Annotated in this window: 17 protein-coding genes; 10 read left to right on the forward strand and 7 right to left on the reverse strand. The window is 65.2% G+C overall.

What is annotated here, in order from left to right:
• Positions 1 to 27: 27 nt before the first annotated feature.
• From ACSMEV_RS14440 to ACSMEV_RS14450, 3 genes are all read left to right on the forward strand, one after another.
• Entirely contained in the window at positions 28 to 4,893 is a 4,866-nt protein-coding gene (locus tag ACSMEV_RS14440; protein ID WP_459205763.1) for an NEL-type E3 ubiquitin ligase domain-containing protein, read from the forward strand.
• Between the two features lie 281 nt (positions 4,894 to 5,174).
• The gene (locus ACSMEV_RS14445; protein WP_459205764.1) at positions 5,175 to 6,884 is read left to right on the forward strand and encodes an amidase; all 1,710 of its coding nucleotides are present in this window, start codon (positions 5,175 to 5,177) and stop codon (positions 6,882 to 6,884) included.
• 56 nt (positions 6,885 to 6,940) lie between these two features.
• Positions 6,941 to 7,864: a pyridoxal-phosphate dependent enzyme gene (locus ACSMEV_RS14450; protein WP_459205765.1), complete on the forward strand. Its 924-nt coding sequence runs from the start codon at positions 6,941 to 6,943 to the stop codon at positions 7,862 to 7,864.
• A gap of 8 nt (positions 7,865 to 7,872) precedes the next feature.
• Here the strand turns inward: ACSMEV_RS14450 and ACSMEV_RS14455 are convergent, their stop codons facing one another.
• Positions 7,873 to 8,391 (reverse strand): GNAT family N-acetyltransferase, encoded by a 519-nt coding sequence (locus tag ACSMEV_RS14455; RefSeq protein ID WP_459205766.1) that lies wholly within the window; start codon positions 8,389 to 8,391, stop codon positions 7,873 to 7,875.
• A 118-nt stretch (positions 8,392 to 8,509) separates the two neighbouring features.
• Here ACSMEV_RS14455 and ACSMEV_RS14460 point away from each other — a divergent pair, with 118 nt between their 5' ends.
• Positions 8,510 to 9,001 (forward strand): hypothetical protein, encoded by a 492-nt coding sequence (locus tag ACSMEV_RS14460; protein ID WP_459205767.1) that lies wholly within the window; start codon positions 8,510 to 8,512, stop codon positions 8,999 to 9,001.
• Positions 9,002 to 9,132: 131 nt separating this feature from the next.
• Here ACSMEV_RS14460 and ACSMEV_RS14465 read toward each other — a convergent pair whose 3' ends face one another.
• Positions 9,133 to 9,588: an NUDIX hydrolase gene (locus ACSMEV_RS14465; protein WP_459205768.1), complete on the reverse strand. Its 456-nt coding sequence runs from the start codon at positions 9,586 to 9,588 to the stop codon at positions 9,133 to 9,135.
• A 166-nt stretch (positions 9,589 to 9,754) separates the two neighbouring features.
• On the opposite strand from ACSMEV_RS14465, the gene ACSMEV_RS14470 reads away from it, so the two are divergent.
• Both ACSMEV_RS14470 and ACSMEV_RS14475 read left to right on the forward strand, forming a co-directional pair.
• Positions 9,755 to 10,780, forward strand: coding sequence for an apurinic/apyrimidinic endonuclease family protein (locus ACSMEV_RS14470; protein WP_459205769.1), 1,026 nt, complete (start codon positions 9,755 to 9,757; stop codon positions 10,778 to 10,780).
• A 41-nt stretch (positions 10,781 to 10,821) separates the two neighbouring features.
• Positions 10,822 to 11,289, forward strand: coding sequence for a hypothetical protein (locus ACSMEV_RS14475; RefSeq protein ID WP_459205770.1), 468 nt, complete (start codon positions 10,822 to 10,824; stop codon positions 11,287 to 11,289).
• A gap of 54 nt (positions 11,290 to 11,343) precedes the next feature.
• On the opposite strand, the gene ACSMEV_RS14480 is transcribed toward ACSMEV_RS14475, so the two are convergent.
• Together ACSMEV_RS14480 and ACSMEV_RS14485 are read right to left on the reverse strand one after the other, a co-directional pair.
• A complete protein-coding gene (locus ACSMEV_RS14480; protein ID WP_459205771.1) occupies positions 11,344 to 12,663 on the reverse strand; it encodes an LLM class flavin-dependent oxidoreductase in 1,320 nt (439 codons plus the stop codon).
• Positions 12,660 to 13,643: an ABC transporter substrate-binding protein gene (locus tag ACSMEV_RS14485; RefSeq protein ID WP_459205772.1), complete on the reverse strand. Its 984-nt coding sequence runs from the start codon at positions 13,641 to 13,643 to the stop codon at positions 12,660 to 12,662. Before ACSMEV_RS14485 ends, ACSMEV_RS14480 begins: the two co-directional genes overlap by 4 nt.
• A 288-nt stretch (positions 13,644 to 13,931) precedes the next feature.
• Here ACSMEV_RS14485 and ACSMEV_RS14490 point away from each other — a divergent pair, with 288 nt between their 5' ends.
• Together ACSMEV_RS14490 and ACSMEV_RS14495 are read left to right on the forward strand one after the other, a co-directional pair.
• Positions 13,932 to 14,540 carry a cysteine dioxygenase family protein gene (locus tag ACSMEV_RS14490; RefSeq protein ID WP_459205773.1) on the forward strand — a complete coding sequence of 203 codons (609 nt, stop codon included), beginning with the start codon at positions 13,932 to 13,934 and terminating at the stop codon, positions 14,538 to 14,540.
• Positions 14,537 to 16,120 (forward strand): rhodanese homology domain-containing protein, encoded by a 1,584-nt coding sequence (locus ACSMEV_RS14495; protein ID WP_459205774.1) that lies wholly within the window; start codon positions 14,537 to 14,539, stop codon positions 16,118 to 16,120. Before ACSMEV_RS14490 ends, ACSMEV_RS14495 begins: the two co-directional genes overlap by 4 nt.
• A gap of 421 nt (positions 16,121 to 16,541) precedes the next feature.
• Here ACSMEV_RS14495 and pgm read toward each other — a convergent pair whose 3' ends face one another.
• From pgm to ACSMEV_RS14510, 3 genes are all read right to left on the reverse strand, one after another.
• Positions 16,542 to 18,179, reverse strand: a complete 1,638-nt coding sequence (gene pgm, locus ACSMEV_RS14500) for a phosphoglucomutase (alpha-D-glucose-1,6-bisphosphate-dependent) (protein WP_459205775.1) — start codon at positions 18,177 to 18,179, stop codon at positions 16,542 to 16,544.
• Between the two features lie 83 nt (positions 18,180 to 18,262).
• Complete coding sequence (locus ACSMEV_RS14505; protein ID WP_459205776.1) at positions 18,263 to 20,524, reverse strand: helicase C-terminal domain-containing protein; 2,262 nt, start codon at positions 20,522 to 20,524, stop codon at positions 18,263 to 18,265.
• On the reverse strand, positions 20,521 to 22,173 hold the full coding sequence (locus ACSMEV_RS14510; RefSeq protein ID WP_459205777.1) for a VRR-NUC domain-containing protein: 1,653 nt from the start codon (positions 22,171 to 22,173) through the stop codon (positions 20,521 to 20,523). Before ACSMEV_RS14510 ends, ACSMEV_RS14505 begins: the two co-directional genes overlap by 4 nt.
• A gap of 356 nt (positions 22,174 to 22,529) precedes the next feature.
• Here ACSMEV_RS14510 and ACSMEV_RS14515 point away from each other — a divergent pair, with 356 nt between their 5' ends.
• Positions 22,530 to 23,087, forward strand: coding sequence for a DUF1523 family protein (locus ACSMEV_RS14515; protein ID WP_459205778.1), 558 nt, complete (start codon positions 22,530 to 22,532; stop codon positions 23,085 to 23,087).
• Positions 23,088 to 23,175: 88 nt separating this feature from the next.
• On the forward strand, positions 23,176 to 24,432 hold the full coding sequence (locus ACSMEV_RS14520) for a VWA domain-containing protein (protein ID WP_459205779.1): 1,257 nt from the start codon (positions 23,176 to 23,178) through the stop codon (positions 24,430 to 24,432).
• The last annotated feature ends 24 nt before the right edge of the window (positions 24,433 to 24,456 follow it).

Consider the following 24,456-nt stretch of genomic DNA (forward strand, 5'->3'; position numbering starts at 1 on the left):
GGCGCTCCTATCCCTGAGGAGTACGTCGTGACTCAAGCCACCCCACTGCACTACGCCCAAATACTGCGCACCTTGCCGCAATGGAGCCGCCAACTGCCGGCCAGCACCATTCGCGACGTTATAGCGCGAGCCCGTCCTGTCTATCTGGACGCCGATGGCAAACCCTACCCCTGGTACGCCGATGCCGGGATATTGGATCGCGAAGCACTGTTGCGCGCGCTCGACCGGCGTCGAACCAGCGCCAAGGCGTTGCAGGCGCAATTGAAAGGCCTTCGAGGCGTCAGCGAATTCTGTGCGCCCTTGCTGCAACAGCGGCTGGGCTTGTCGATGTCGGTGCTCGATGCGCAGTACCGCTACCAACCCGTCGAGATCGCGCAGCCCGCACCGCCCAGTGGCCCGAACGTGCCCACCGAGCTGCTGCCGGTGATCGCCAAGGGCAAGCCACAGCTACGTAGCCTGCTGGAAGCTGCGCTGCACAACTTCGAAGGCCTCCACGACACCACGCGCCTGAGCCAGTTGCAGCACAGCGCTGACGACTTCTCGCCCATCCCGGGCCTGCACGTAGCTGACTTCATCGACCACTGCCGTGCTCTGGACCTGGGTCAACGCTACCAAGAGCACCTGAGCGAGGTGTACGACGGTGCTTCGGCCACTGCCATCCGTGCTGCTGCCGTCGCTGCGCGCCAAGACGAGTTCCGTGTCCAGGTACGTATCGCTGCGATGAAAGGTGCAGTCACCCCCATGTGGTCGGGCGCCTTGCAAGCGCTCTGCAGCGATGGGCCACTGACCCGCCCGCTACGCTGTTGGCAGATCGCCTTGTTCGGCGTGCCGATCCACGAACTGCTGTTGATCGCCGACAAGGATCCGCAGAGCGATGCCACAGTGGTCATGTACTGGCCAGACAGCCCCACCCCGATACGCGCTTTCGAATCGTTACAAGCAGCCTTCACCGACATGCGCACGCGTCTGGCCGAGCCCGACGTTCTGCGCCGGTTGGTGGCACTAGCGCCACACCGCTTGCAGCCTGAACTGAACGTGAGACTCAAGCGCGCGCTGTTCGAAGACCCCGACGCTGAGCCACTGACCCGGCGCAACACGGTGCACCTGGACACGTCCGAACACCCGCTGACCCACCCGCTGTGGAACCCGCTCGAAGAAGAGCATGTTCGCCGCCTCAAGGGCGATGCGCGCAGCATCGCTGTGCCCACGGCCGATGTCGATCGAGCGGTGCGCCTGAAACAGCTGGCCTACTGGTTCGATGTCGGGCTGACGGTGCTCAACGTAGCGGCAATGTGCGTGCCCATGCTCAATCCGCTGTTGCTGACCATCGCCGCCGCGCAGATCACTGGCAACGTGTTCGAGGGCATCGCTGCCTGGGAGGACGGCGACAACATCGAGGCCATGGCGCAGCTCGAGTCGGTATTGCTCAACGTCGCCGTGTCGGCCGCCGTGGTCGGCGGCGGCGTAGCGTTGCAGGCTTCGGGCTTCGTGGATGCCATGCACAGCATCACCGTCGAAGGGGCCGAGCGGTTGTGGAGCCCCAGCCTGCGTGGTTATGCCAGCGAAACCGAGCTGCCTTTGCTACCGGCGGCCAATGCCGCAGGCCAGTACCGCGTCGCAGGGCGCGACTTCGTGCGCATCGACGGCGCCCTGTACGAACAGTTCGAAGACGGCGAAGGCACCTGGCGAGTGCGTCATCCCAGCGACAGCACGGCTTATGCGCCGGCGTTGGCACACAACGGTGAAGGGGCTTGGCGGCTGGCCCTCGAGCGCCCCTTGCAATGGGACCTGGACAGGTTACTCGCGCGTCTTGGCCAGCAGAATCGATACCTGGACCTGGACGATGTGCGCGGGGCCTGGCTGAGCACCGGGATCGTGCCGGAAGCGCTACAGGCCCTGCACCTCGATGGGCAACCGTTGCCAGCGCTGTTCAAGGACGCCATGGCTTGGCTCAAGGCCGACCAGCGTGTCACACAGGCGATCGCCCAAATCCGTACCGGTGGGCCGCTCAAGGCCTCGGACAACTTCGCCCTACCGAGCCTGGTGCACCTCGAAGGCTGGCCCGAGAACCACTTGATCGAGGTTTTCGATGAGCCGCAAGGCGCCCAAACTTCGACCCTGTACGGTCGCCTGCCGACCCAGCCTGACGATGCGGTCATACGGGTCAGTCGCACTGAATTGGAAGCAGGAGGACTGGTACGCACCTCACTCGATCAGATGGCCGACCCTTCGGTACTGGACGATCCGTCGCAGCCTGGCGATTCGCTTGCCGACAGGGTTCAGGCGCGCTTGGCCGAACATTTGTCGGAGCAGCGAGGTGCGATCACGCAGCGCTTCTACCAGCTTCTGGCATCCACGTTATCGGATACGGGGGCGCGCTTGGCGGGACAGTTCCCCGGGGTGCCCGTGGTCGCAATCGATGCCATCGTCGGTAAGGCCAGTGAAGCGGAACGCCAGGCCATGCTCGCGCCGGGAGGCCGCATTCCCTTGCGAATGCTGGAAGAAGCCCGTGTGATGCAGGCAAACGCTCGTTTGAACCGGGCTCTGCTCGGGCTGTACCGCCCCACGTTGGCCAATCACGACTCCAGCCTACTGACCCAGGGATGGCAGGCCGAAGATGCGCAATTACAGGGTATGTCGCTTTGGCAACGGGCGATCGACGATCGTACGCGCAGTGCCGAGCTGATCGGGCAGCAACCGATCCGGCCGGGTTACCGCTCGCCGCTGGCACTCAGCCATGGGCGCATCGGCTATCCCTTGAGCGGGCGCGGTGTGCCACGACGGATGAATATTGTTGCGCTGCACGAACTGGGATCGATCTACCCTGGGTTGAGCGAGAACGAACTGATGACGCTGAGCACCGAGCTGCAAACCGGCGCTGGTTTGAGCGGAGCGATCGTGGCACTCAGAGCCGAATTGGAGGTGCTGCAACTCGATCTACGCGACTGGGCGCGAGCGGCTACCGACAACCTGCAGCGCGACGATCGCCTGCGCTTCGGTGAGCGACTGACCGCAGCTTGGCGCAGAATGGGCAACACCCCTAACACCACCCTCGCCCTGGAACATCTGCAAATCGGCGAGCTGCCCACCATCACGGCGCGGTTCCCCCATATCCGCAGCTTGCGCCTGGAAGATCTGGGCCTGCAACGGCTCGATACCACGTTCCTCGAACGCTTTCCCGCCGTCGAACGGCTGGGCGTCATCCAGCACCCGCTGATGGACACCCAGTCGCTGTTCCAAGCGTTGAGAGCCACGCCCAACCTCGAAGTGCTGGACCTTGCCGACAACGGCATCGCCCAACTGGGCAGCGACGCCGAGCAGGCCTTAATCGCCATGCGCCGTCTGCGCGGTATATCGTTCAGGCGCAACCGGCTGATCCTGGACGAGCCTGCGCAATCGCTGCTCGCGCGCCTGCCCCTGGATGTGTTGAACCTGTCCAGCAACGGCATCGTGCTGACCGAAGCGCAAGCCCTGCGCTTCCAGGACCTGGTGCATCCCGAGCAGTTGTCGCTGAGCTTCAATCCACTGGGCATCGCGCCGGACCTGCGCTATATGGCCCGTCTGCGCACGTTGCTCATGGTCGACTGCGGGCTCGACGCCTGGCCCGACGGTCTGACCGTGCTCATGAGCCAACCCCAGTACCGACTGCGGCGCGTCGAACTGTCGATGAACCGTATCCATGCCCTGCCCCAGATCGAGACCCTGCTCGCCACACCCTACGCGCGGGACCTGGCGGCAGGGTTGCCAGAGCGCCGCTGGAACATGGACTTCAACGGCATGGACCCCGCCACGCGCACCCGCCTGCGGCAAGCGCGCGCAAGCGTCGAGGAAAACGCGGTCGAAGTGCCTGCGTGGCAGGTGCGCTGGCGTACCGGCATCACCCCGGAGCAGGATGCCTTGTGGGACGCCTTGTTCGCCCAAGGCGAGAACCAACCCCTAGCCGGTGTGCTGGAGCGTTTGAGCGGCTCCGCCGAAGCGCGCAGCCACGAAGACGGCTTGCGCGAGCGGGTGTGGGACATGCTCGAACGTGCCAGCCGGGACGACGCCCTGCGCCAGGCGCTGAACGAGGAAGCCGACCTGTTCCCGCCCACTTGCGGCGACGCCGGTGCCGACGCTTTCAGCGCGCTGGAGGTACGCCTGTTGATCCAGCAGGCGGGCCTGGGCGCCGATCCGCTGCTCGATCAGTATCAGGTGCTGCGCCAGGTCTTCCGTCGCGAGCAGGTCAACGCCCTTGCGCAGCGCATCGCCTGGCATCGCAGCGTGCGCAGGGCCGCTGTGCTGGAAGCTCAGACCACGGGCGACGAAAGCCACTTACCGCCGCTGGATGAATTGGACGACGTCGCCGTCAGTTCAGACCGAATACTGCTGGATGTGCCGGTCGATGAAATCGAAATACGGCTGGCGCTACGGCAGATATTGGCCGACCCACTGGATTACCCCGAATCGAGCTCGGGGATGCTCTACGCGCAACTGGCCAACATCAACGCACGCATCGTGCAGAACGTCACCTCCGAAGTGGGCAGGCTCGATCAGGATGTTGCGTTGCGGCGCCAGTGGCTGGTGGACCAACCACAGTGGCAGCATACCCTGCGCACGCAGCATGCCCAGCAGTTCGAAGCCCTGACCGATTTCTGGCGTGCGGGCCTGGAGTACCTTGAGTACAGCCAGGACGAGCACGCCGAACCGATCACGCAGTTGCCGCCCTCGGTGCGTACGCTGTTGGAAGACGTGCTGGGCCAGCCCCTGCTCGACGCTGCAGGCGATCTGCAGCGTGTGCCGATCAGCGAGGGGCAGTACCTCGAGGCCGTCAGGCGTATCGGCCAGCAGCGCGAGGAAACCGAACGGGGCCTGATCGACAGCTTGACGCGGGCGATCGAACGACGCGCGCACTGATCCATCCTTTCAATCGAAGGCGCTCACGGCACGCCAGGCCCACCACCTGGCGTGCCGCCTTGCAAAGGCCCATTGCCGGGCCGCATGCCTGCTTCGCGCCTACGCTTCTTGTACACTGCCACGATGCCACAGCGTGAAGCGTTTCCCCCGTGCCGCTGGCGAGTGGTTCCGACGCCCTGCCCGGTGCCTTCCCGTTTCACCGCCTACGCGTCGCGGCCAACGCGACCCAAGCGCTGCACTCCACAGCGGCGGACCAATCCTTATTTTCTCCAGGTGACTGCATGATCGAGGTAACCGAGCTTTCCATCGCCGACCTGCGCGAGGCGCTTGCCGCTGGCCGCACCACTGCGGTCGAGCTGGTCGAAGCCTACTTGGCGCGCATCGCGGCCTACGATGGTCCTGCGACTGCCACTGCCCTCAATGCGGTGGTGGTACATAACTCCGAGGCGCTGCGCGAAGCGCAGGCCTCCGATGCCCGGCGCGCCCGAGGGGAGCTGCTGGGACCGCTCGACGGCATTCCCTACACCGCCAAGGACAGCTACCTGGTCAAAGGCCTGACCGCCGCCTCCGGCAGCCCGGCGTTCCAGCATCTGGTCGCCCAGCGCGACGCTTTCACCGTTGAGCGCTTGCGCGCCGCCGGCGCCATCTGCCTGGGCAAGACCAACATGCCGCCCATGGCTAACGGCGGCATGCAGCGCGGCGTTTATGGCCGTGCCGAAAGCCCGTACAACGCCGCCTACCTGACCGCGCCCTTCGCCTCCGGCTCGTCCAACGGCGCGGGTACCGCCACGGCGGCCAGCTTCAGCGCCTTCGGCCTGGCCGAGGAAACCTGGTCGAGCGGTCGTGGCCCTGCTTCGAACAACGGTCTATGCGCCTACACCCCTTCGCGCGGGGTGATTTCGGTACGCGGCAACTGGCCGCTCACCCCGACCATGGACGTGGTGGTGCCCTACGCGCGGACCATGGCCGACCTGCTGGAAGTGCTGGATGTCGTGGTGGCCGACGATCCCAACCCGCGCGGCGACCTGTGGCGGCTGCAACCCTGGGTGCCGATCCCGGCGGCCAGCAGCGTGCGCCCCGCGTCCTACCCTGCCCTGGCCGCGGACGCCAATGCCCTGCGCGGCAAGCGCTTGGGCGTACCGCGCATGTACATCAACGCCGACGACGCGGCCGGCACCTCGGAAAAACCCGGCATCGGCGGGCCGACCGGCCAGCGCATCCACACCCGCGCCAGCGTCATCGACCTGTGGCAAGCCGCGCGCCAGGCGCTGGAAGCGGCCGGCGCCGAGGTGGTCGAAGTGGACTTCCCACTGGTGTCCAACTGCGAGGGCGACCGCCCCGGCGCACCCACGGTGTACAACCGCGGGATCGTCAGCCGCGAATTCCTGCACGATGAGCTGTGGGCCTTGTCAGGCTGGGCCTTCGACGACTTCCTGCGGGCCAACGACGACCCGGCGCTCAACCGCCTGGCCGATGTCGACGGCCCGCAGATTTTCCCCCACGACCCCGGCACCCTGCCCAACCGCGAAGACGACCTCGCCGCCGGCATGGACGAGTACGTCAACATGGCCAAGCGCGGCCTGAAAACCTGGGACCAGATCGACACCTTGCCCGACGGCCTGCGCGGCCTGGAGCAGACCCGTAAGCAGGACCTGGAAGACTGGATGGCGCAACTCGGCCTCGACGCCGTGCTGTTCCCGACGGTCGCCGATGTGGCGCCGGCCGACGCCGACGTCAACCCGGCCTCGGCCGACATCGCCTGGAGCAACGGTGTGTGGGTGGCCAATGGCAACCTGGCGATCCGCCACCTGGGCGTTCCCACGGTGACGGTGCCCATGGGCGTGATGGCCGACATCGGCATGCCGGTGGGCCTGACCTTCGCCGGCAAGGCCTACGACGACTCGGCGCTGCTGCGCTATGCCGGCGCCTTCGAAGCCACCGGCCAACGCCGCCAAGTGCCGCCGCGCACTCCGCCGTTGGGCGCGCGTTGATTTGCCGGCCGGGCACCGCTATGGTGCTCGGCCGACCTCATTTGCGGAGTTGCCCGATGGCGCTGCACTTCAATACCCCCCTGCTCGAATCGCGCCCACTGTCGTTGGCGGCGCAGCGCAGCGTCTGGATCAAGCTCGATGCCTTGCAGCCGTGTGGCTCGTTCAAGCTGCGCGGCGTGGGCCATGCCTGCGAGGTGCACCACGCCCGCGGTGCACGGCACTTCGTGTCGTCTTCGGGCGGCAACGCCGGCCTGGCGGTGGCCTACGCCGGGCGCCGTCTGGGCGTACCGGTGACGGTGGTGGTGCCGGAAACCACCAGCGCCCATGCCAGGGCACTGCTGGCCCTGGAAGAGGCCAAGGTGATCGTGCACGGCAGCGCCTGGCACGAAGCCAATGCACTGGCGCAGACCCTGGTCGGCGAACACGACGCCTTCATCCATCCTTTCGACGACCCACTGCTGTGGGAGGGCCACGCCAGCCTGATCGACGAAGTCGCCAATACGGGGCTGCGGCCCGATGCAGTGGTGCTGTCGGTGGGCGGCGGCGGTCTGCTCAGCGGTGTGGTGCAGGGCCTCAAGCGCAACGGCTGGAACGACGTACCGGTGCTGGCGGTGGAAACCGAAGGTGCCGCCTCGTTCAACGCGGCCGTGCAGGCCGATGCGCTGGTGGAGCTGGAGCGGCTCGACTCGATCGCCACCAGCCTGGGCGCCAAGCGCGTGGCCGAACAGGCCTTAATCTGCCATCGCACGCACCCGGTGCAGAGCCATCGGGTGACCGACCTGCAAGCCGTGCAAGCCTGCGAGCGCTTCCTGCACGATCATCGTGTGCTGGTCGAGCCGGCCTGCGGCGCGGCGCTGGCCCTGGCCTACGCGGCCGAGGGGTTGGACGAGTACCGCAATGTGCTGGTGGTGGTGTGCGGCGGCGCGACGGCGACGCTCGAGCAACTGCGCACATGGCGCGAGGCGCTGTCACCGGCCTGAAGACCGCCTCAGGTCGGTAGTTGCCCAGGGGCGATCAAGGGCAGCGCCATGTGCGTGGTCTGCCACACCGGGTCGCTCTCGATGTGCTCGATGACGAAACCCTGACGCTGCCAGAACGTGATGGCGCCTTGCAGGAACGGATGGGTGTGCAGGTACAGGCATTCCACGCCGGCGGCGACCGCTTCGTCGCGCAAGGCCTGGAACAGCGCCGCCGCCAGGCCCACGCGGCGATACTCGGGCAGCACGAACAGGCGTACCACCTCCACCACGTCCACACCGCGATAATCGAGTTGGACGAAGCGGTGGTCATAGGGCACGTAACCGATCACTGCGATCAGTCGGCCCTGATCGCGGGCGGTGAGAAAACGCCCCTGTCCATTCACGTAGGTGCGTTCGAAATGCAGCAAGTCCTTGGGCGTGGGCGTGTCGGCGAGCTTGGGAAATAGGCTGGCGCGGGCGCTGTCGACGAAGCGTACGATCTCGTCGGCGTCAGTGGCGCTGGCGCGCTGCAAGGTCCAGGTGGGCATGGGTGTCCAATGTCGAGTGGCGAAGACGCGCGTTCTACCGCAGTCGGCGCTTGCCCGCAACCTGGCCGCGCTGCCATGCAGTACACTGGCGCCCCGCCTTGGCCCAGGTCGTACGCGCATGTCCCGCCCCTTTCTTGCCTTGCTGACGCTGCTGGCCACGCTCGCCGGTTGCGACCAGCCCGCCGACCCTCCGACCCGCGAACAGAAGATTCTCGCCCAGTTGCCGTGGCAAGAGGCCTACACGCACAACATCGAGCGCATGGCCCAGCTACTCGCGCCGCGCTTTCCGGCATTGTCCGAAGCGCAGGTCGACCAGGTGCTGCGTGAGCACCTGACCACCGAGGACCAGCGCCACGACCTGCTGCGGCTGTACAGCGAGCAGCACTTCAGTGACGCCGAATTCGACTTGGTGCTGGCCGCCACGGCCGACCCGGCCAAGGCCAAAGCCTTGGGCCAGAGCCTGGAAGGCCGGCAACTCAGCGAAAAGCTCACCCGCCTGATGCGTGAAAGCGCCAACGACCCGGATGCCAAGGCACGCGCCGCGCAACGTATGCAGGAGATCGAACGGGCGTTGGGCAGGATGCAGCGGCAGGCGGTGGAAGCGGATTGACGTGTGCCCTGCTTCCAGCCTGGTCAGTGTCGATCTTATGGGAGGTGAGGCACTTGAAGTGTGGGCGACCTTCGCTACGGTCGTCGATTACGGTCAAGACGCGTCCGACACACCGCACATGCCACCATGGCTCACCCACGCGGGCGGCCAACCCGGGCCAACAAAGCCACCAAATCGTCGGGCCAGACAATGTCCTGTGTCTCCAACAACTCCTGACGGGTCCACCAGCGGTGCTCGGCAAGCACCTCTACCTCAAGCGCCGTCCAGTTGACCTCGGATACCGTAGCCTCGGCCACCCGCACCACGAAAAACTGCTCGACGGCCTTCACTGCCTCGCCACAGGGCAACGTCATGTCGAAGCGTCGCTCGGCCACTGCCTCGCCCACCTCGCTGACCTCGATGCCGGTTTCCTCCCACAGCTCACGCCGCGCCGCCTGGGCGAAGCTTTCCCCGGCCTCGACCCCTCCGCCAGGCGTGGCCCAGCACGAGGTGCCGGCCAGGGCCCCCTGATGGTGGACGAAATGGAACAGCAGGACCCGCTGCTGCGAATCGAGCACCAGCAACCGGGCCGAAGGGCGTTCTCGCATGCTGCACATCCTGAAAAGTGGGTGTCGGGTGCCCGGCACGGGCGCCTTGATGGTGAGACCGGCCGACGCCGCGCACGGTTCACCCCCGGCACCGTGGCGGGCAATGGATCGTTCTGCCTCGGGCCATGGTCCACTGCCTGCCTGTCGCCGAACCTTGGAGCCAACGATGCCCCGCTTGGGCTTTGCCTGTATGTACCGCCACCCGCACCGCAGCCATTCAATCAAGGAACTGGAAGCCATCGAGCGGGCCTTCAACACCCGCACCACGACCTTGCGCTGGCTGTCATCGGCCAGCCTGGAGGCGGCCCGCGACAAGCTGATCGATCTGATCCAGCACAACCTCGAAGCGCAGCTGCGCCTGGTCGACTACGTTGCCGGCCTGCCGCCGGCACTGCACATGCTGCGCCTGTCCAGCGATCTGCTGCCGCTCTACAGCCACCGGGACGTCGCCAGCTTCTACCAGGCCCCCGACATCCAGGCCTTGCTGGCGCCGCGCTTCGCCGCCATCGGCGCGCGGGCGCGCGAAGCCGGCGTGCGCCTGTCGTTCCACCCTGGGCAGTACTGCGTGCTGGGCTCGGACCGTCCGGAGGTGGTGGAAGCCAGCCTGGCCGAATTCGAGTACCACGCCGACATGATCCGCATGATGGGCTACGGCAAGCAGTTTCAGGACTTCAAGTGCAACGTGCACATCGCTGGCCGCCTGGGGGCGGCCGGCATGCGCGCGGTGTGGCCGCGCCTGTCGGAGGTGGCACGCAACGTCATCACCCTGGAAAACGACGAGAAGACCTATGGCGTGGACGACTGCCTGGGCCTTGCCGACTTGGCGCCAGTCGTGCTCGACATCCATCACGCCTGGATCCACGAGAACGACTATGTGGCCCGCGACGATCCACGCCTGCCGCGCATCATCGACAGTTGGCGCGGCGTGCGCCCGGTGATGCACTACTCGCAGCCGCCCGAGCGGTTGCAGGACTTGGGTTTCAGCGCCGAACGCAAACTAGAGATCCCCGCGTTGCTCGAAGCGGTGAACAAACGCGATCTGTATGGTCATAGCGAACTGATGTGGAACGACTGGACCAATCGCTACGCGCTGCAATTCGTCGACGCCTTCGACATCATGTTCGAGGCCAAGCACAAGAACCTGGCGACGCTCGACTTCTACCATCGTTACCTGCTCGGTGCGGCCGTCTAGCCGTGCCTGGCGCTCATTTCACTCAAGCAAAGGTCAACCCCATGCTGCGTTCACCTCGATTCATCCTGCCCCTGCTGCTGGTCGGCGCCTTGGCCGCGTGCGGCAAAAACGACCGCGAGGCGCAGATCGACGCGCAATTCCCGCTGCAACAGAACTACCAGGGCACCATCGACAGCATCGTGCCGCCCTTTGCGTCGGCACATCCCAACCTGCCCGTGGAGAAGATCAAAGAGGTAGTGCGCGACCACTTCACCTTCGACGAATACCGCGACGACATCCACAAGCTGTACAGCGAAGAACACTTCAGCGATGCCGAATTCGCGCAGGTCACGGCCATGCTCAAGGACCCGGCCAAGGCTCAGCAATTGGGCAAGACGCCAGAAACCAAAGTCATCGGCGAGAAGCTCAATAACTACATGATGCAGACCGCCACCGATCCCAAGCTGCGCGAGCAGGCCACCGAGCGGGTCAAGGACATCAGCGATGAGCTGGAGAAGATGGACAAGTAATCCCCTCAGGCGCGTCGGGGGCATTCCCCCGTTGCGCCTATCCGGGTCGCGCCATTAGCGCCGGTTGGCGGGAATCGCCAGGCCCAAGCTGTCGCGCAACGTGGTGCCTTCGTAGGCGGTGCGATACAGACCCCGCGCCTGCAGCAACGGAATCACTTCCTGGGTGAAACGCCTGAACTGCTCCGGGTGGCCGATATACAGATTGAAGCCATCCAACGCCCGCGCCTCGAACCATTCGCTCATGGTTGCCGCCACGGTCTCGGCCGAGCCTACGAAAGCACCGGGACGCATCTGCCTGCCGAACTCCACGGCCTGGCGCAGGCTCAAGCCGTTATCGGCAGCATGCCTGGCGATGCGCTGGGCGTTGGTGAAGAAACTGCTGCGCGCGTACTCCAGGCTTTGCTGGGGGAATGGCGCGTCGAGGTCGTACTGGCTGAAGTCGTGCCAGCCGAAATTGCGGCCGAACTCCTTGAGCGCCAGCTCGAAGCTGTGGTCGGTCTCGTGGTAATGCCGCTCGATCTCGCGGGCATGGGCATCGGTATCGCCCACATAGATCTCGGCGCCCGGCAGCACCAGCAACTGCTCGGGGTCTCGCCCCAGTTGGGCCGCGCGGCCTTTCACATCGCGATAGAACGCCTGTCCCTGCGCGATGCTGGCGGCGTGGGTGAAAATCACGTCCGCCGTGGCCGCGCCCAGGGCCCGCCCCTGCTCCGAGTCGCCAGCCTGGAAGATCACCGGCTGGCCTTGCGGCGAGCGTTGGATGTTTAGCGGGCCGACCACCTGAAAGTGCTCGCCGCGGTGGTGCAGTGCGTGCAGTTTGGTGGGGTCGAGAAACTGTCCGGTGTCGCGGTCGCGGACCAGGGCGCCGTCCTCGTAGGAGTGCCACAGCCCTTGCACCACCTCCACGTGTTCCTTGGCGCGGGCGTAACGGGTGTCGTAGTCGTAGTGCTCGTCGCGTCCGTAGTTGCCGGCCGTGCCGGCGTCGCCACTGGTGACCACGTTCCAGCCCGCACGGCCCTTGCTGATCAGGTCGAGGGACGCCAACCGGCGCGCGACGTTGAAGGGTGCGTTGTAGGAGGTGGTCAAGGTGCCGACCAAGCCCAGCCGTTGGGTGCTCACCGCCAGCGCCGAAAGCAGCGTCAAGGGCTCCAGACGGTTGAGGTAGTGCGGCGGCGAGCCCTCGGTGATGAACTGGCTGTCGACGATGAAGATCAGGTCGAACAGCGCCGCTTCGGCCTGACGGGCGATGTCGATGTACCAGTCGATGTTGACGCTGGCGTCGCTCGGCAGCGCCGGGTCGCGCCACAGGTTGTGCCGGCCGGGGCCGCCGCAACCCATGGTCAGGGCACCGAGTTTGATCTGACGCTGGCTCATGGTTGGGTCGCTCCTGCCTGACGGTTGTCAGCGGTGCCACTGGCCACGGGCTGCAAGGCGGCAGCGAAGGAGTCATCGAACAAGGTCGCCGCCGAGTAGGACTTGATCAGGCCCAAGTCGGCGAAGAACGCTACGGTTTTCTGCGCTTCCTGGACCACCTGCGCATTCAGCGGCCCCACGTCGGTACGTGCGCGGGCGAACCAGGCACGGGCGATGTCGCGGTCGGCACGCGTGCGCTTGGACCAGGCATCGGCGTAGGCCTCGGTGTGCGCTGGGTCGCTCAGGGTCCAGGCCCGAGCCTGCTTCAATCGGCGCAGGAAGTCTTCGATCTGCGTGCGTTTGCCGTCCACGGCCTGAGCATTGGCGACCACGAAGCTTTGCGCTGGAATCAGTCCCTCGGCCGTGGCGATCACCCGCGCCCCGTTGCGTTCGAGTTGCGTCACATAGGGCTCCCAAGTGGCGATCACATCGACCGAACCACCGTCCAGCGCATGGGAAGCATCCAAGGCACCGAGATAGCTCAATGACACGCTGTCGCGCGGCACGCCGGCCTTGTCCAAGGCACTGAGCAGCAGTTGCTGGCTCCACGAGCCTTTCCACACCGCCGCGCGTTTGCCGCGCAGGTCTTGCAGGCTATGGATGTCGGAGTCCTTGCGCACGACGATGGCCACGCCGGCGAGGTTCTGCCGAGTTACGGCGATGACCTTGATCGGCGCACCTAGAGCGCCCAGGAACAGGGGCGGCGCATCGCCCAACAGGCCCAAATCGAGGCTGCCGACGTTGAGTGCCTCGGCCACCGGCGAACCTGCGGTGAATTGTTTCCACTCCAAGGTATAAGGCAGATCGTCGAGCACGCCCGCCGCTTCCATCACGGCGCGGGTGTTGAAGCTTTGATCGCCGACCACCAGGGTTTGGGCGGCCGCGCTCAGGCTGAGGGTCGAGGCCAGCGCGAAGGCGGCCCAGCGTTTGAGATAGCGCACGTTCGTTCTCCATGTGCCATTTAGGCAAGTTGGGCCGATCCGCGCGTGCGGTCTCGAATCGCTCCTGAGAGCTGGTGTCCGGGTAGGTGTTTTAATCATAAGCGACGCTTTTTTTATAATCTAAACGTCTTTATACGGGGCTGTGAAATTCGCTTTCGACATAACCTAATGCCTTTTTGGCACTGCGCATGAAAATTATTTTGCATATTAGCTTATGTCTATTTTGCATTTTAATAATAATTTTAAGCTTGTTAGGGTGCAGTCAATCCGACAGCAAGAGCCGTTTCCATGAGCCATGACATTCACCCTGAACGTCTTCGCCAGTTTCTCGCCGAACTGACCGAGCTGCTTGACCAGCAGCCTGCGGAAGCCGCCCTGCTCGAACGGGGCGAAGCCCTTTTGGCACGGCTGGTCGCCCACGACGACTGGCTGCCTACGGAACTCGCCGAGCCGCACCCGGAGCACTACCAGCAATACCTGCTGCATTGCGATGCGCGTCAGCGCTTCAGCGTGGTCAGCTTCGTCTGGGGGCCGGGCCAGCGCACGCCGGTGCACGACCACCGGGTTTGGGGGCTGATCGGCATGCTGCGTGGCGCCGAGGACGCCCAGGCGTATGCGCGTGACAGCGCAGGCACCCTGGTGGCGCACGGCGCTCCGGTGCGCTTGCGCCCCGGGCAGGTCGAGGCGGTGTCGCCGCGTATCGGCGACGTGCATCAGGTCAGCAACGCGTTTTCCGACCAGGTCTCGATCAGTATCCACGTCTATGGCGGCAACATCGGCGCCGTCAAGCGTGCCGTCTACCTTGCCGACGGTAGCGAAAAACCTTTCATCTCCGGTTATTCCAACCGCCACCTGCCCAATCTCTGGGACTTGTCCAAGGAGCGCCCCGCGCCATGACTGCACGCCCTACCCGCCATTTCCAAGCCATCCAGCGCGCGTTGCTCGCCGGCGAGGAACTGGCCTTGATCGATGTCCGCGAGGAACACCCGTTCGCCCAAGCCCATCCCTTGTTCGCCAGCAACATCGCCTTGTCGCGCCTGGAACTGGAGGCGTATGCGCGCATTCCACGGCGCGACACGGCCATCACGGTCTATGACGATGGCGAAGGCCTGGCCGAGATCGCCGTCGATCGTTTGCACGCATTGGGCTATGTGGATGTGGCGCTGCTCGACGGCGGTCTGGCCGGCTGGCGCGAGGCCGGCGGCGAGCTGTTCCGCGACGTCAATGTGCCGAGCAAAGCGTTCGGCGAACTGGTCGAGCACGAACGGCAAACGCCTTCACTGTCGGCCGAGGCCGTGCAAGCGCTGCTGGATGAAAAAGCCGACGTGGTGGTGCTCGACGCACGTCGTTTCGACGAGTACCAAACCATGGGCATTCCCGGTGGCATCAGCGTGCCGGGGGCGGAATTGGTATTGCGCGTGGCGGACATCGCGCCAGATCCCAAGACCCAGGTGATCGTCAACTGCGCCGGGCGCACGCGTAGCATCATCGGCACCCAGTCGCTGCTCAATGCCGGCATCGCCAACCCGGTGGCAGCACTACGCAACGGCACCATCGGCTGGACCTTGGCCGGTCAGGCACTGGCCCATGGTCAAGCCCATGCGTTTCCCGAGGCCAGTGCCGCACACCGTGAGGCTGCGGCCGACAAAGCCCGTACCGTCGCCGACCGCGCTGGCGTGCTGCGCGTGACCGGCGACCAGTTGGCGCAATGGCAGGCCGATGTCGCACGCACCACCTACGTGTTCGACGTGCGCACGCCGCAGGCCTACAGCGCCGGACATCTGCCGGGCAGTCGCTCGGTACCGGGCGGGCAACTGGTGCAGGAAACCGATCACGTGGCCAGCGTGCGCGGCGCGCGCATCGTCCTGGTGGACGACGATGGCGTACGCGCCAACATGACGGCCTCGTGGCTGGCGCAAATGGGCTGGCAGGTGGCGGTACTCGACGGCTTGAGTGCCGAGGACTTCAGCGAAGTCGGCGAAGGCCGGACGCCTCTGCCGACGCCACCGGCGGTGGACACGATCAGCCCGGCGCAACTGGCGCAATGGCAGGAACAGCCCGGTACGGTGCTGCTGGACTTCACTACCAGCGCCAACTACGTGCAACGCCACATTCCTGGCGCGCACTGGGCGATCCGTGCGCAGCTGCCGCAGGCGCTGGAACGCTTGCCAACGGCCGAACGCTACGTGTTGACCTGCGGCAGCAGCCTCTTGGCACGCTTCGCCAGCCGGGATTTGCAAGCGCTGACGCAGGTGCCGGTGTTTGTGCTCGAAGGCGGCACGGCGCGTTGGATCGCCGAGGAGCGGGCCTTGGACAGCGGCGAACGACACTTGGCGGTGCCGCGTACCGACCGCTACCGGCGCCCTTACGAGGGCACCGATAATCCGCGCGAGGCAATGCAGGGATATCTGGATTGGGAGTTCGGGTTGGTCGCGCAACTGGAGCGCGACGGCACGCATGGTTTCAGGGTGCTGTGAGAAATACAGGCAGTGTTATGCCTGAAAGGGGCAAAGACCGCAGAGCGGTCTCGTGCCCAATGTCGCTCGGTTGGCGAAGGGATGTTGATTGGGGCTGCTCCGCAGCCCATCGCGGCTAATCGGTGCGCCGAACCGGCCGCGCTCCTACAGGACAGGCGTGACTCTAGAGAAGCAGCCGATTCGGCGCCCTGACCGGTCGTACTGGCCGGCAACGCCGGCCTGACGGCTACCTTCTAAACCCCGCGGCCCCTGCAGGAGCGGCCGGTTCGGCGCTCCGATCAGCCGCGATGGCCAGCAATGCCGACCTGATGGATCCGACTTCCGCCCATAAAGGGTAAACAGCGCCTGGTGCCAGAGCGGCGCTGCCGACCAGTGGACCGGAGCGCCGCCCGTTACTCCTCATGTCAACCGCCAAGCGCGATCAAGCGATGGCGGTATCCACCAGCACTTGCGCCTCGGCCACCAGACGCTGCAGATGCGCTTCATCGACGAAGCTCTCCGCATAGATCTTGTAGATGTCTTCGGTTCCCGAGGGGCGTGCGGCGAACCAGCCGTTGGCCGTCATGACCTTCAAACCGCCGATGGCCTGGCCGTTGCCCGGCGCGTGGCTGAGGATCTGCTCGATGGGCTCGCCGGCCAGCTCCTTGGAAGTCACCTGCTCGGGTGCCAACTTGCTCAGCAGGCCCTTCTGCCGTGCGTCGGCCTTGGCCTCGACGCGGGTGGCGTAAGGCTTGCCCAGGGTAGCGGTCAGGTCGGCATAGGCCTGGCTCGGCGTACGGCCGGTACGCGCAGTCATTTCGGCGGCCAACAAGGCCGGGATCAGGCCGTCTTTGTCGGTGCACCAGACCGAACCGTCCAGACGCAGGAACGATGCACCCGCGCTTTCTTCGCCGCCAAAGCCCAAGGAACCGTCGAACAGGCCCTGTGCGAAGAACTTGAAGCCCACCGGCACTTCGAACAACTCACGGCCCAGGCGCTGGGTGACGCGGTCGATCATGCCGCTGGAGACCACGGTCTTGCCGACCTTGGCCTGTGGGCTCCAGTGCGGGCGGTGGCGGTACAGGTAGTCGATGGCCACGGCCAGGTAGTTGTTCGGTTGCTGCAGGCCATCGGCGGTGACGATGCCGTGGCGGTCGTGGTCCGGGTCGCAGGCGAAGGCCACGTCGAAGCGCTCGCGCAGGCCGATCAGGCCTTGCATGGCGTGGGGCGAAGATGGGTCCATGCGGATCTGGCCGTCCCAGTCGACGCACATGAAGCGGAAGGTCGGATCGACTTCGCTGTTCACCACTTCCAGGTTCAACTGGTAGCGCTCGGCGATGGCGGCCCAATAGCGCACACCAGCCCCGCCCAACGGATCGACGCCCAGGCGCAGGTTGGCCTGGCGGATCACGTCGAAGTCGATGACGTTTTCCAGGTCCGCCACGTAGTGGCTGACATAGTCGTGACGGTGCGTGGTCGGCGCCTGCAGAGCCTGCTCATGACTGATGCGCTTGACCCCCGCCAGACTCGTGGCGAGCAGTTCGTTGGCTTTGGCTTCGATCCACTTGGTGATGTCGCTGTCGGCCGGGCCGCCATTGGTGGGGTTGTATTTGAAGCCGCCGCTTTGCGGTGGGTTGTGCGATGGGGTGATGACCACGCCGTCGGCCAGCCCTTCGGTGCGCCCGCGGTTGTAGCAGAGGATAGCGTGGGACACCGCGGGGGTGGGCGTGTATTCGTCGTCCTTGGACAGCATCACCTGCACGCCGTTGGCCGCCAGCACTTGCAGCGCGGTGGCCGCGGCTGGGGCCGACAACGCATGGGTATCGGCACCGATGAACAGCGGCCCGGTGATGCCATTGGCTTCACGGTACAGGCAGATGGCCTGGGAAATGGCCAGTACGTGGTCTTCGTTGAAGCTCAGTTCCAGAGAGGTACCGCGGTGGCCCGAGGTGCCGAAAGCCACGCGCTGAGCGGCGATGGCCGCGTCCGGGTGGCCGGTGTAGTAAGCGGTCAACAGGCGGGGAATATCGACCAACACGCTGGCCGGAGCTGGCTTGCCTGCCAATGGACTGAGCGTCATGCAAAAACCTCGAGATCACGGAATGTAGGGGTAAGAGCGCACAGTGTACGAAGAGTTGCAGCATCGGGCGACGAGTACGGCGATTATTCCGTGGCGTACCGCCACCAACCGGGAAACATCTGTTGCACCCGTGGCTCGGCGAAGCGTTCGTCGATCAGCATCAACACGCCACGGTCCTGGTCGCCGCGGATCACCCGCCCGGCCGCCTGGATCACCTTGCGCACGCCCGGATACAGATAGGCGTAGTCGAAGCCGGCGCCGTACTGGCGGTGCAGGCGCTGCTTGAACTGCTCGTTGACCGGGTTGACCTGCGGCAGCCCCAAGGTCGCGACGAACGCGCCGATCAGGCGTGTGCCGGCCAAGTCGACGCCCTCGGCGAAGGCTCCACCCAATACCGCGAAGCCCACCCCTCGCCCATCGACCACGAAGCGCTCGAGGAAGGCTTCACGCGCGGCCTCGTCCATGCCAGCGGCCTGGGCCCAGGTGGGAATCTGCGGATGGCGCTCGGCCAGGTGCCCGGCCACTTGCTGCAAGTACTCGAAGCTGCTGAAGAACGCCAGATAGTTGCCAGGCTGGCGTTGGTATTGTTCGGCGATCAGCTCGACGATGGGCGCCACCGAGGCCTGGCGCTGCTGGTAGCGGGTCGACACCTGGCTGACGATGCGCACCTCCAGTTGTTCGGCCTGGAACGGCGCCTGCACCTCCAGCCAGGCGGTGTCGTCGGGCATGCCCAGCAGATCGCGGTAGAAGCGTTGCGGGCCCAAGGTGGCGGAAAACAGCGTGACGCTGCGCGCGGCGCGCATGCGCGGGTTCAACAAGCGCGCCGGCACCACATTGCGCAGGCACAGGGTCGCCAACTTGCGCTTGCGCGGGCCGTTGCGCAGGGTGATGTCGAACAGGTAGTGCTCGTCGAACAGCTCCGCCACCCGGCTGAATTGCAAGGCATTGAAGTAGAACTGCAGCAGCGCCGGGTCGATCTGCGTCGGGGTTTGCTCCAGGCGTTCCTGCACCTGGCCGAGGAACTGCTGCAACACCCGCAGGAACGCCTCGGGCAGCCGCTCGCTGGCCTGGTACGGCGCGCCCTGGTCCTTGAACAGGGCGTTCCACTGGCGGTTGAGCTTGTCGAGGGTCTTGTCCAGGCCGGCAGGCGGATTCTGCCGCAAGGCCAGCAGCTGCCCCTGGTCGAAGCTGGCGCTGTACATCTGCCGGCCGCGTTCGACCAGGTTGTGCGCCTCGTCCACCAGCACCGCCACGCGCCACTGGTTGGCTTGGCTCAAGCCGAACAGCAAGGCGTGGGCGTCGAAGTAATAGTTGTAGTCGGCGACGACCACATCGACCCAGCGCGCCATCTCCTGGCCCAGGTAATAGGGGCAGACCCGATGCGCCTGGGCCACCTCGCGCAGGCTGGCCTGGTCCAGCACCGGTCGCAGCCCTGCGGCCTCGCGGGCAGCGGGCAGCCGATCGTAGAAGCCTTGGGCCAGGGGGCAGGATTCGCCGTGGCAGGCGCTGCCCGGATGCTCGCAGGCCTTGTCGCGGGCAATCAGCTCCAGGGTGCGCAGCGCCGGTTGGGTGCTGGCACGCTCGATCTGCTGCAAGGCGTCCAGGGCCAACTTGCGTCCGGGGGTCTTGGCCGTGAGAAAAAACACCTTGTCCAGCTGTTGCGGCACCACGGCCTTGAGCAGCGGGAACAGCGTGCCAAGGGTCTTGCCGATACCGGTACTGGCCTGGGCCAGCAGGCAACGACCGGTGCTGACCGCCTTGTACAGGGTTTCGGCCAACTGGCGTTGGCCCTGACGAAACTGCGGATAGGGAAAAGCCAGGGTTTGCAGGCCTTGATCGCGTTCGGCCAGGCGGCGTTCCTGGGTTTGCGCCCACACCAGGAACCGTTGGCACTGCAGGTCGAAGAACGCCTCGAGCTCCGTGGCGCTGCAGGTCTGGTCGATCAGGGTCTGGCGATCGCTGTCGACGTCCAGGTATAACAGCGCGACTTCGATCGCGTCCAGCCCACGGCTCTGGCACAGCAGCCAGGCGTAGACCTTGGCCTGGGCCCAGTGCAGTTGCCGATGGTTGTCAGGCTGGCGGGACAGGTCGCCGCGGTGGGTCTTCACCTCTTCCAGACGATTGCGCACCGGGTCGTAGCCATCGGCCCGACCGCGCACCTTCAAGCCCGGGTATTCACCGCTGAGGGGCACCTCGACCTCGTAGTCAGCGCCCCGGCTCGCCGCCACGCGGCGGTGGCCCTCGATGCCCTCCTGCGCCGTGGGCGACGGCGTGAAGCGCAGATCCAGATCGCCCACCTTGGCACTGAACTCGCACAGCGCCCGCACGGCCACACTGTAGGTCATGCCGCCTCGCGCCAACGCACGTGACACACCTCCACGGGAAGCCCGTGCTGTTCGCAGAAGGCCAGCCAACGCAACTGGTTGTCTTGCAGGCGGTCGCCGGGCCCTTTGACTTCGATCATCCGATAGCGGTTCTGGTCGGGCCAGAACTGGATCAGATCGGGCATGCCGGTGCGGTTGTTGCGGATGTCCTGCAACAGGCGCAGGAAGCAGGCTTGCAGATGCGCCGGTGGCAGGCAGTGTAGCGCCTGCTCGAGCAGCGCCGGGGTCAGCACCTGCCAGATGACGAAGGGCGACTGCAAACCGTACTTGGCGGTGAAGCGCTCGACGATCACCTGGCGATAGCTGCCGTCGGCCAATTGCTCGATGCAACGGTCGAAGTGGGCTTGGCGGCGCAGTTGGAAATCGACGTCGTGCAGGTCTTGCGGCGCGCTTTGGAACGGGTGGAAAAAAGCCCCTGGAATGGGCGCGAACACTGCATCCCAACACAGCAAGCCGAACAAGCTGTTGAACAGCGTGTTCTCCACGTAATGCACCTCGCCGCCCGCGTCTTCCAGCAGATGCTGACGCACCGCACGCTCGACGCCGAGCGCGGCCATCTCACGTGGTAGTTCCAGTTCCAGCGTGCGTACCGCGCGGGCGCGGCGGCGCGGCTGCGGCGGGCCGCCGAGCTTGCGCAACAGGCGCGGCAGCATGCGCTCGCAGGCCTGAGCCTCCAAAGCGTTGGCAGGCGCCGCCGCCATCTGCGTCGCCAGCTCGAACGCCGCCTGCCACTGCTCGCTGCGCTCATGCACGCGGACCTGGCGAATGCGTGCCTCGGCGTGGCTGCAATCGCGATACACCGCCAGCGCCAGCGGCCAGTCGGCCAGCCGCTCGCACTGCTGGCCGACCTGGAACAGCAAACGCGAGCGGCGCCGCTCCAGCCAGGGGTTGTCGGCATGCAGGCCCTGCACGGCCGCATGCAGCTCGGCGGGCGAGGCGCCCGCGTCCAGGCGTTCGGCGCATTGATGCAAGGCCATGGCGAGGATGATTTCACTGCGCTGGCGCAAGGCGCGGGAATCAGCGCAGAAGGCCACCCGTTCGAAGCGCAACACGCCCATGTCGGCCAAGACGAATTCCGACCAATCCTGGTAGAGATTGCCGAAGAACAGCAGCCTCAGGCGATCGCACAGCGGTTGCAGCTGCCAGTGCAGAATGCGCACAGGCAACTGCGGAAGCCACTCGGCCAGCGGCCGGGCCGGCAGTTGCAGCTCGGCAAGCTGCAACAGCAGTTGGGACTTGGCAGCCCGTGGCCGCGCCAGCAGATGGCCGAAGCCTTGGGCCAGCTCGTCCTTGAGCAGCACGGCGCCCAACTGTTCCAGGCTCAACGGCGCGTCGTCACGGACCCAGCCTTGCTCCAGCAGGGGTCGCAAGGCCAGGTGAGTGTCGCCGATCTCTGCGTAGTCGAGCCGATCGTCACGGAATAGCTCGCCTTTGCGCATCACCATGCGCACCAGCAAGGCCTGGGACGTTTCGGGCAGTTCGACGAATCGCCGGACGAATGCCTGCTCGTCGTCGTCGAGCAGATCGGCATAGCGCATCCCGACCCAGGCCAGCACCTGGCGGAAGTTATACAGGTAGTAGAGCGGGTCTTCGACGGAGTGGGCGATCACAGTGCAAGGGCCGGGCAGCGTAAAAGGGGCACTGTTTATACATACAGACCCGCTCCAGTGACAAGCGCCATGGATCGGATGGCTACCGCGCGCTTGCTGCTCTCTTTTTCAATCGCCCGTGAATGCTTGGCTAGGTGGCGATACTCGACATTTCGCTTGTGTGGCTTGACTGACGAGCGGCATTGTTCTGTCTCATCCAAGGGCGGCTACATGGGGCTGTTTCGGCCTAGGTTCGGCTCTGCGTCTACATACCTAGACGCAGGTTCGGAAAGGCGAAGGATTTTGCAACATTTAAGCGTTACACCCGCTATCGTTTCCCCTGCATATTCGCCCATTTCCAGCAGAGTGAACCCCGTATGCCTTGGTTGAAACGTTTGATCGCGGTGCTGTGCCTGCTCGTGTTCGCAGCCCTGGCGCTGAGCCTGCATTACTACCTGCCGCGCCATGAAGTGGTGCGCGTCACCGGGGTCGAGGTCAAGCGCATGGACGCCGATGGCGTGATCAACGCCGAGAACCCGGCCGACGGGCCGACCCGCGACGTCTACTTCATCAACACCGTCACCAACGACGCCACCCGCGACGTGACCGTGTACCGCAACGAAGACACCGGCTGGGGCTTCCCCTGGTACTTCAAGTTCGACAGCGCCGACCTGCAGGCCAAGGCCCAGGACTATTCGCGCGACGCCAACCAACTGGCGGTGATCCGCTACTACGGCTGGCGCTTCCAGATGTTCTCGATGTTCCCGAACGTCACCGACATCAAGGCCACCCATACCGCAAGCACGCCGTTCCCAGTGTTCAACACCCTGTTCTTCGCGGTGTTGCTGCTCATCGTGTTGGGCGTCGTGCTGGCGGTACGTAACCGCCTGCGTCGCCGCCACCGGCCGATGGCGCCGGACATGCCGCCGCGCTGAAAGCGATTGCCGACATTGCCGCTGCGCCAAGGTCTCATGATGCGCAGCGGCCTCCCTGCCCTGCTTAGCATTTGAACAAGGAGATCCCATGCAACTTACTCAGGGTCAGCGCCTCCCTTTGAGCAGCCTCGGCCTCGGTACGCGCGTCAGCGTGGCGGTCAGCATCGAATGTCGGCATGAAATCGACTTCGCCTGCTTCGGCCTCGACAGTCAAGGCAAGCTCTCGGACGACCGCTTCATGGTGTTCTTCAATCAACCCAGCGCCCCTGCAGAAGCCATTCGCTTGCGTGGCCCAGGCCAATTCGATATCGATCTGGCCGCGCTGCCGGCCAGCATCGAACGGCTGGTGTTCACCGCAGCCATCGATGGCGACGGGGCGATGAACGCGATCGGGAGTGGCCGCTTCACGGTCGCAGGCACCGGTCAGGCCACCGCAGCCACTTGCGCGTTCGGGCCGAGTATCTTCAATGCCGAAAAAGCCATCATGGTGCTCGACGTTTATCGTAAAGGCGGCGAATGGCGCGTGCTGGCCAACCTGCAAGGCTTCAGCGAAGGTCTGGCTGCATTGGTTCGACACTTCGGCGGTGAGGTGTTGGACGAGCCGGCACCCGTGCCCGCTGCCGCTACCGTGCAGGCCACCTTCTCGCTAGAGAAGAAAGTCGCCGCGGCGGCACCGGCGCTGGTCAACCTGGCCAAGAAGGCGCAAATCAGCCTGGAAAAGAACAAGCTCACTCAGGTGAAGGCCAAGGTGGCGGTGGTGCTGGATGCCTCGGGCTCGATGAATGGCCAATACAGCCGTGGCCGTGTCCAGGAAGTGCTCGATCGTCTACTGCCGCTGGCGGTGGCCTTCGATGACGACGGCGAGCTGGACGTATTCGCTTTTGGCGCCAAACCGGTGCAACTCTCCCCTGCCACGCTGCACAATTACCAGCACTACGTGACCAGCGATCAAGGTGGCTGGCGCAAGTGGGAGGTGGGCGCAAGGATCAATGACGAGCCCAAGGCCATGCGCCTGGTCATGGATTACTACCGCCAGGCGGGCGACAGGACTCCGGTATACATCCTGTTCGTCAGCGATGGTGGTGTGCACGAGAACCGCGCCATCACCCGCCTGATGATGGAAGCGTCCAACCAGCCGTTCTTCTGGCAGTTCGTCGGCCTGGGCGGGTCCAATTACGGGATACTGGAAAAGCTCGACGACATGGCTGGCCGTGTAGTGGACAACTGCAACTTCTTCGCCCTGGATGACCTGCACGACGTCTCCGAAGAAGTGCTGTACGACCGGCTGATGGAGGAATTTCCCGGTTGGCTGCGGGAAGCGAAAAGTAAAAACATCATCGCCTAGACGAAAAAAACCCCTGCATGCAGG

This window comes from Pseudomonas sp. MLB6B, from assembly GCF_054508135.1.

Excerpts from the sequence above, each read along its gene's own strand:
- ACSMEV_RS14480 (WP_459205771.1), bottom strand. The coding sequence starts at position 12,663 with ATGAGCCAGCGTCAGATCAAACTCGGTGCCCTGACCATGGGTTGCGGC.
- ACSMEV_RS14465 (WP_459205768.1), bottom strand. The coding sequence starts at position 9,588 with ATGCGAGAACGCCCTTCGGCCCGGTTGCTGGTGCTCGATTCGCAGCAG.
- ACSMEV_RS14520 (WP_459205779.1), top strand. The coding sequence starts at position 23,176 with ATGCAACTTACTCAGGGTCAGCGCCTCCCTTTGAGCAGCCTCGGCCTC.
- ACSMEV_RS14490 (WP_459205773.1), top strand. The coding sequence starts at position 13,932 with ATGAGCCATGACATTCACCCTGAACGTCTTCGCCAGTTTCTCGCCGAA.
- pgm (WP_459205775.1), bottom strand. The coding sequence starts at position 18,179 with ATGACGCTCAGTCCATTGGCAGGCAAGCCAGCTCCGGCCAGCGTGTTG.
- ACSMEV_RS14515 (WP_459205778.1), top strand. The coding sequence starts at position 22,530 with ATGCCTTGGTTGAAACGTTTGATCGCGGTGCTGTGCCTGCTCGTGTTC.
- ACSMEV_RS14470 (WP_459205769.1), top strand. The coding sequence starts at position 9,755 with ATGCCCCGCTTGGGCTTTGCCTGTATGTACCGCCACCCGCACCGCAGC.
- ACSMEV_RS14450 (WP_459205765.1), top strand. The coding sequence starts at position 6,941 with ATGGCGCTGCACTTCAATACCCCCCTGCTCGAATCGCGCCCACTGTCG.
- ACSMEV_RS14455 (WP_459205766.1), bottom strand. The coding sequence starts at position 8,391 with ATGCCCACCTGGACCTTGCAGCGCGCCAGCGCCACTGACGCCGACGAG.
- ACSMEV_RS14445 (WP_459205764.1), top strand. The coding sequence starts at position 5,175 with ATGATCGAGGTAACCGAGCTTTCCATCGCCGACCTGCGCGAGGCGCTT.
- ACSMEV_RS14475 (WP_459205770.1), top strand. The coding sequence starts at position 10,822 with ATGCTGCGTTCACCTCGATTCATCCTGCCCCTGCTGCTGGTCGGCGCC.
- ACSMEV_RS14495 (WP_459205774.1), top strand. The coding sequence starts at position 14,537 with ATGACTGCACGCCCTACCCGCCATTTCCAAGCCATCCAGCGCGCGTTG.
- ACSMEV_RS14460 (WP_459205767.1), top strand. The coding sequence starts at position 8,510 with ATGTCCCGCCCCTTTCTTGCCTTGCTGACGCTGCTGGCCACGCTCGCC.
- ACSMEV_RS14505 (WP_459205776.1), bottom strand. The coding sequence starts at position 20,524 with ATGACCTACAGTGTGGCCGTGCGGGCGCTGTGCGAGTTCAGTGCCAAG.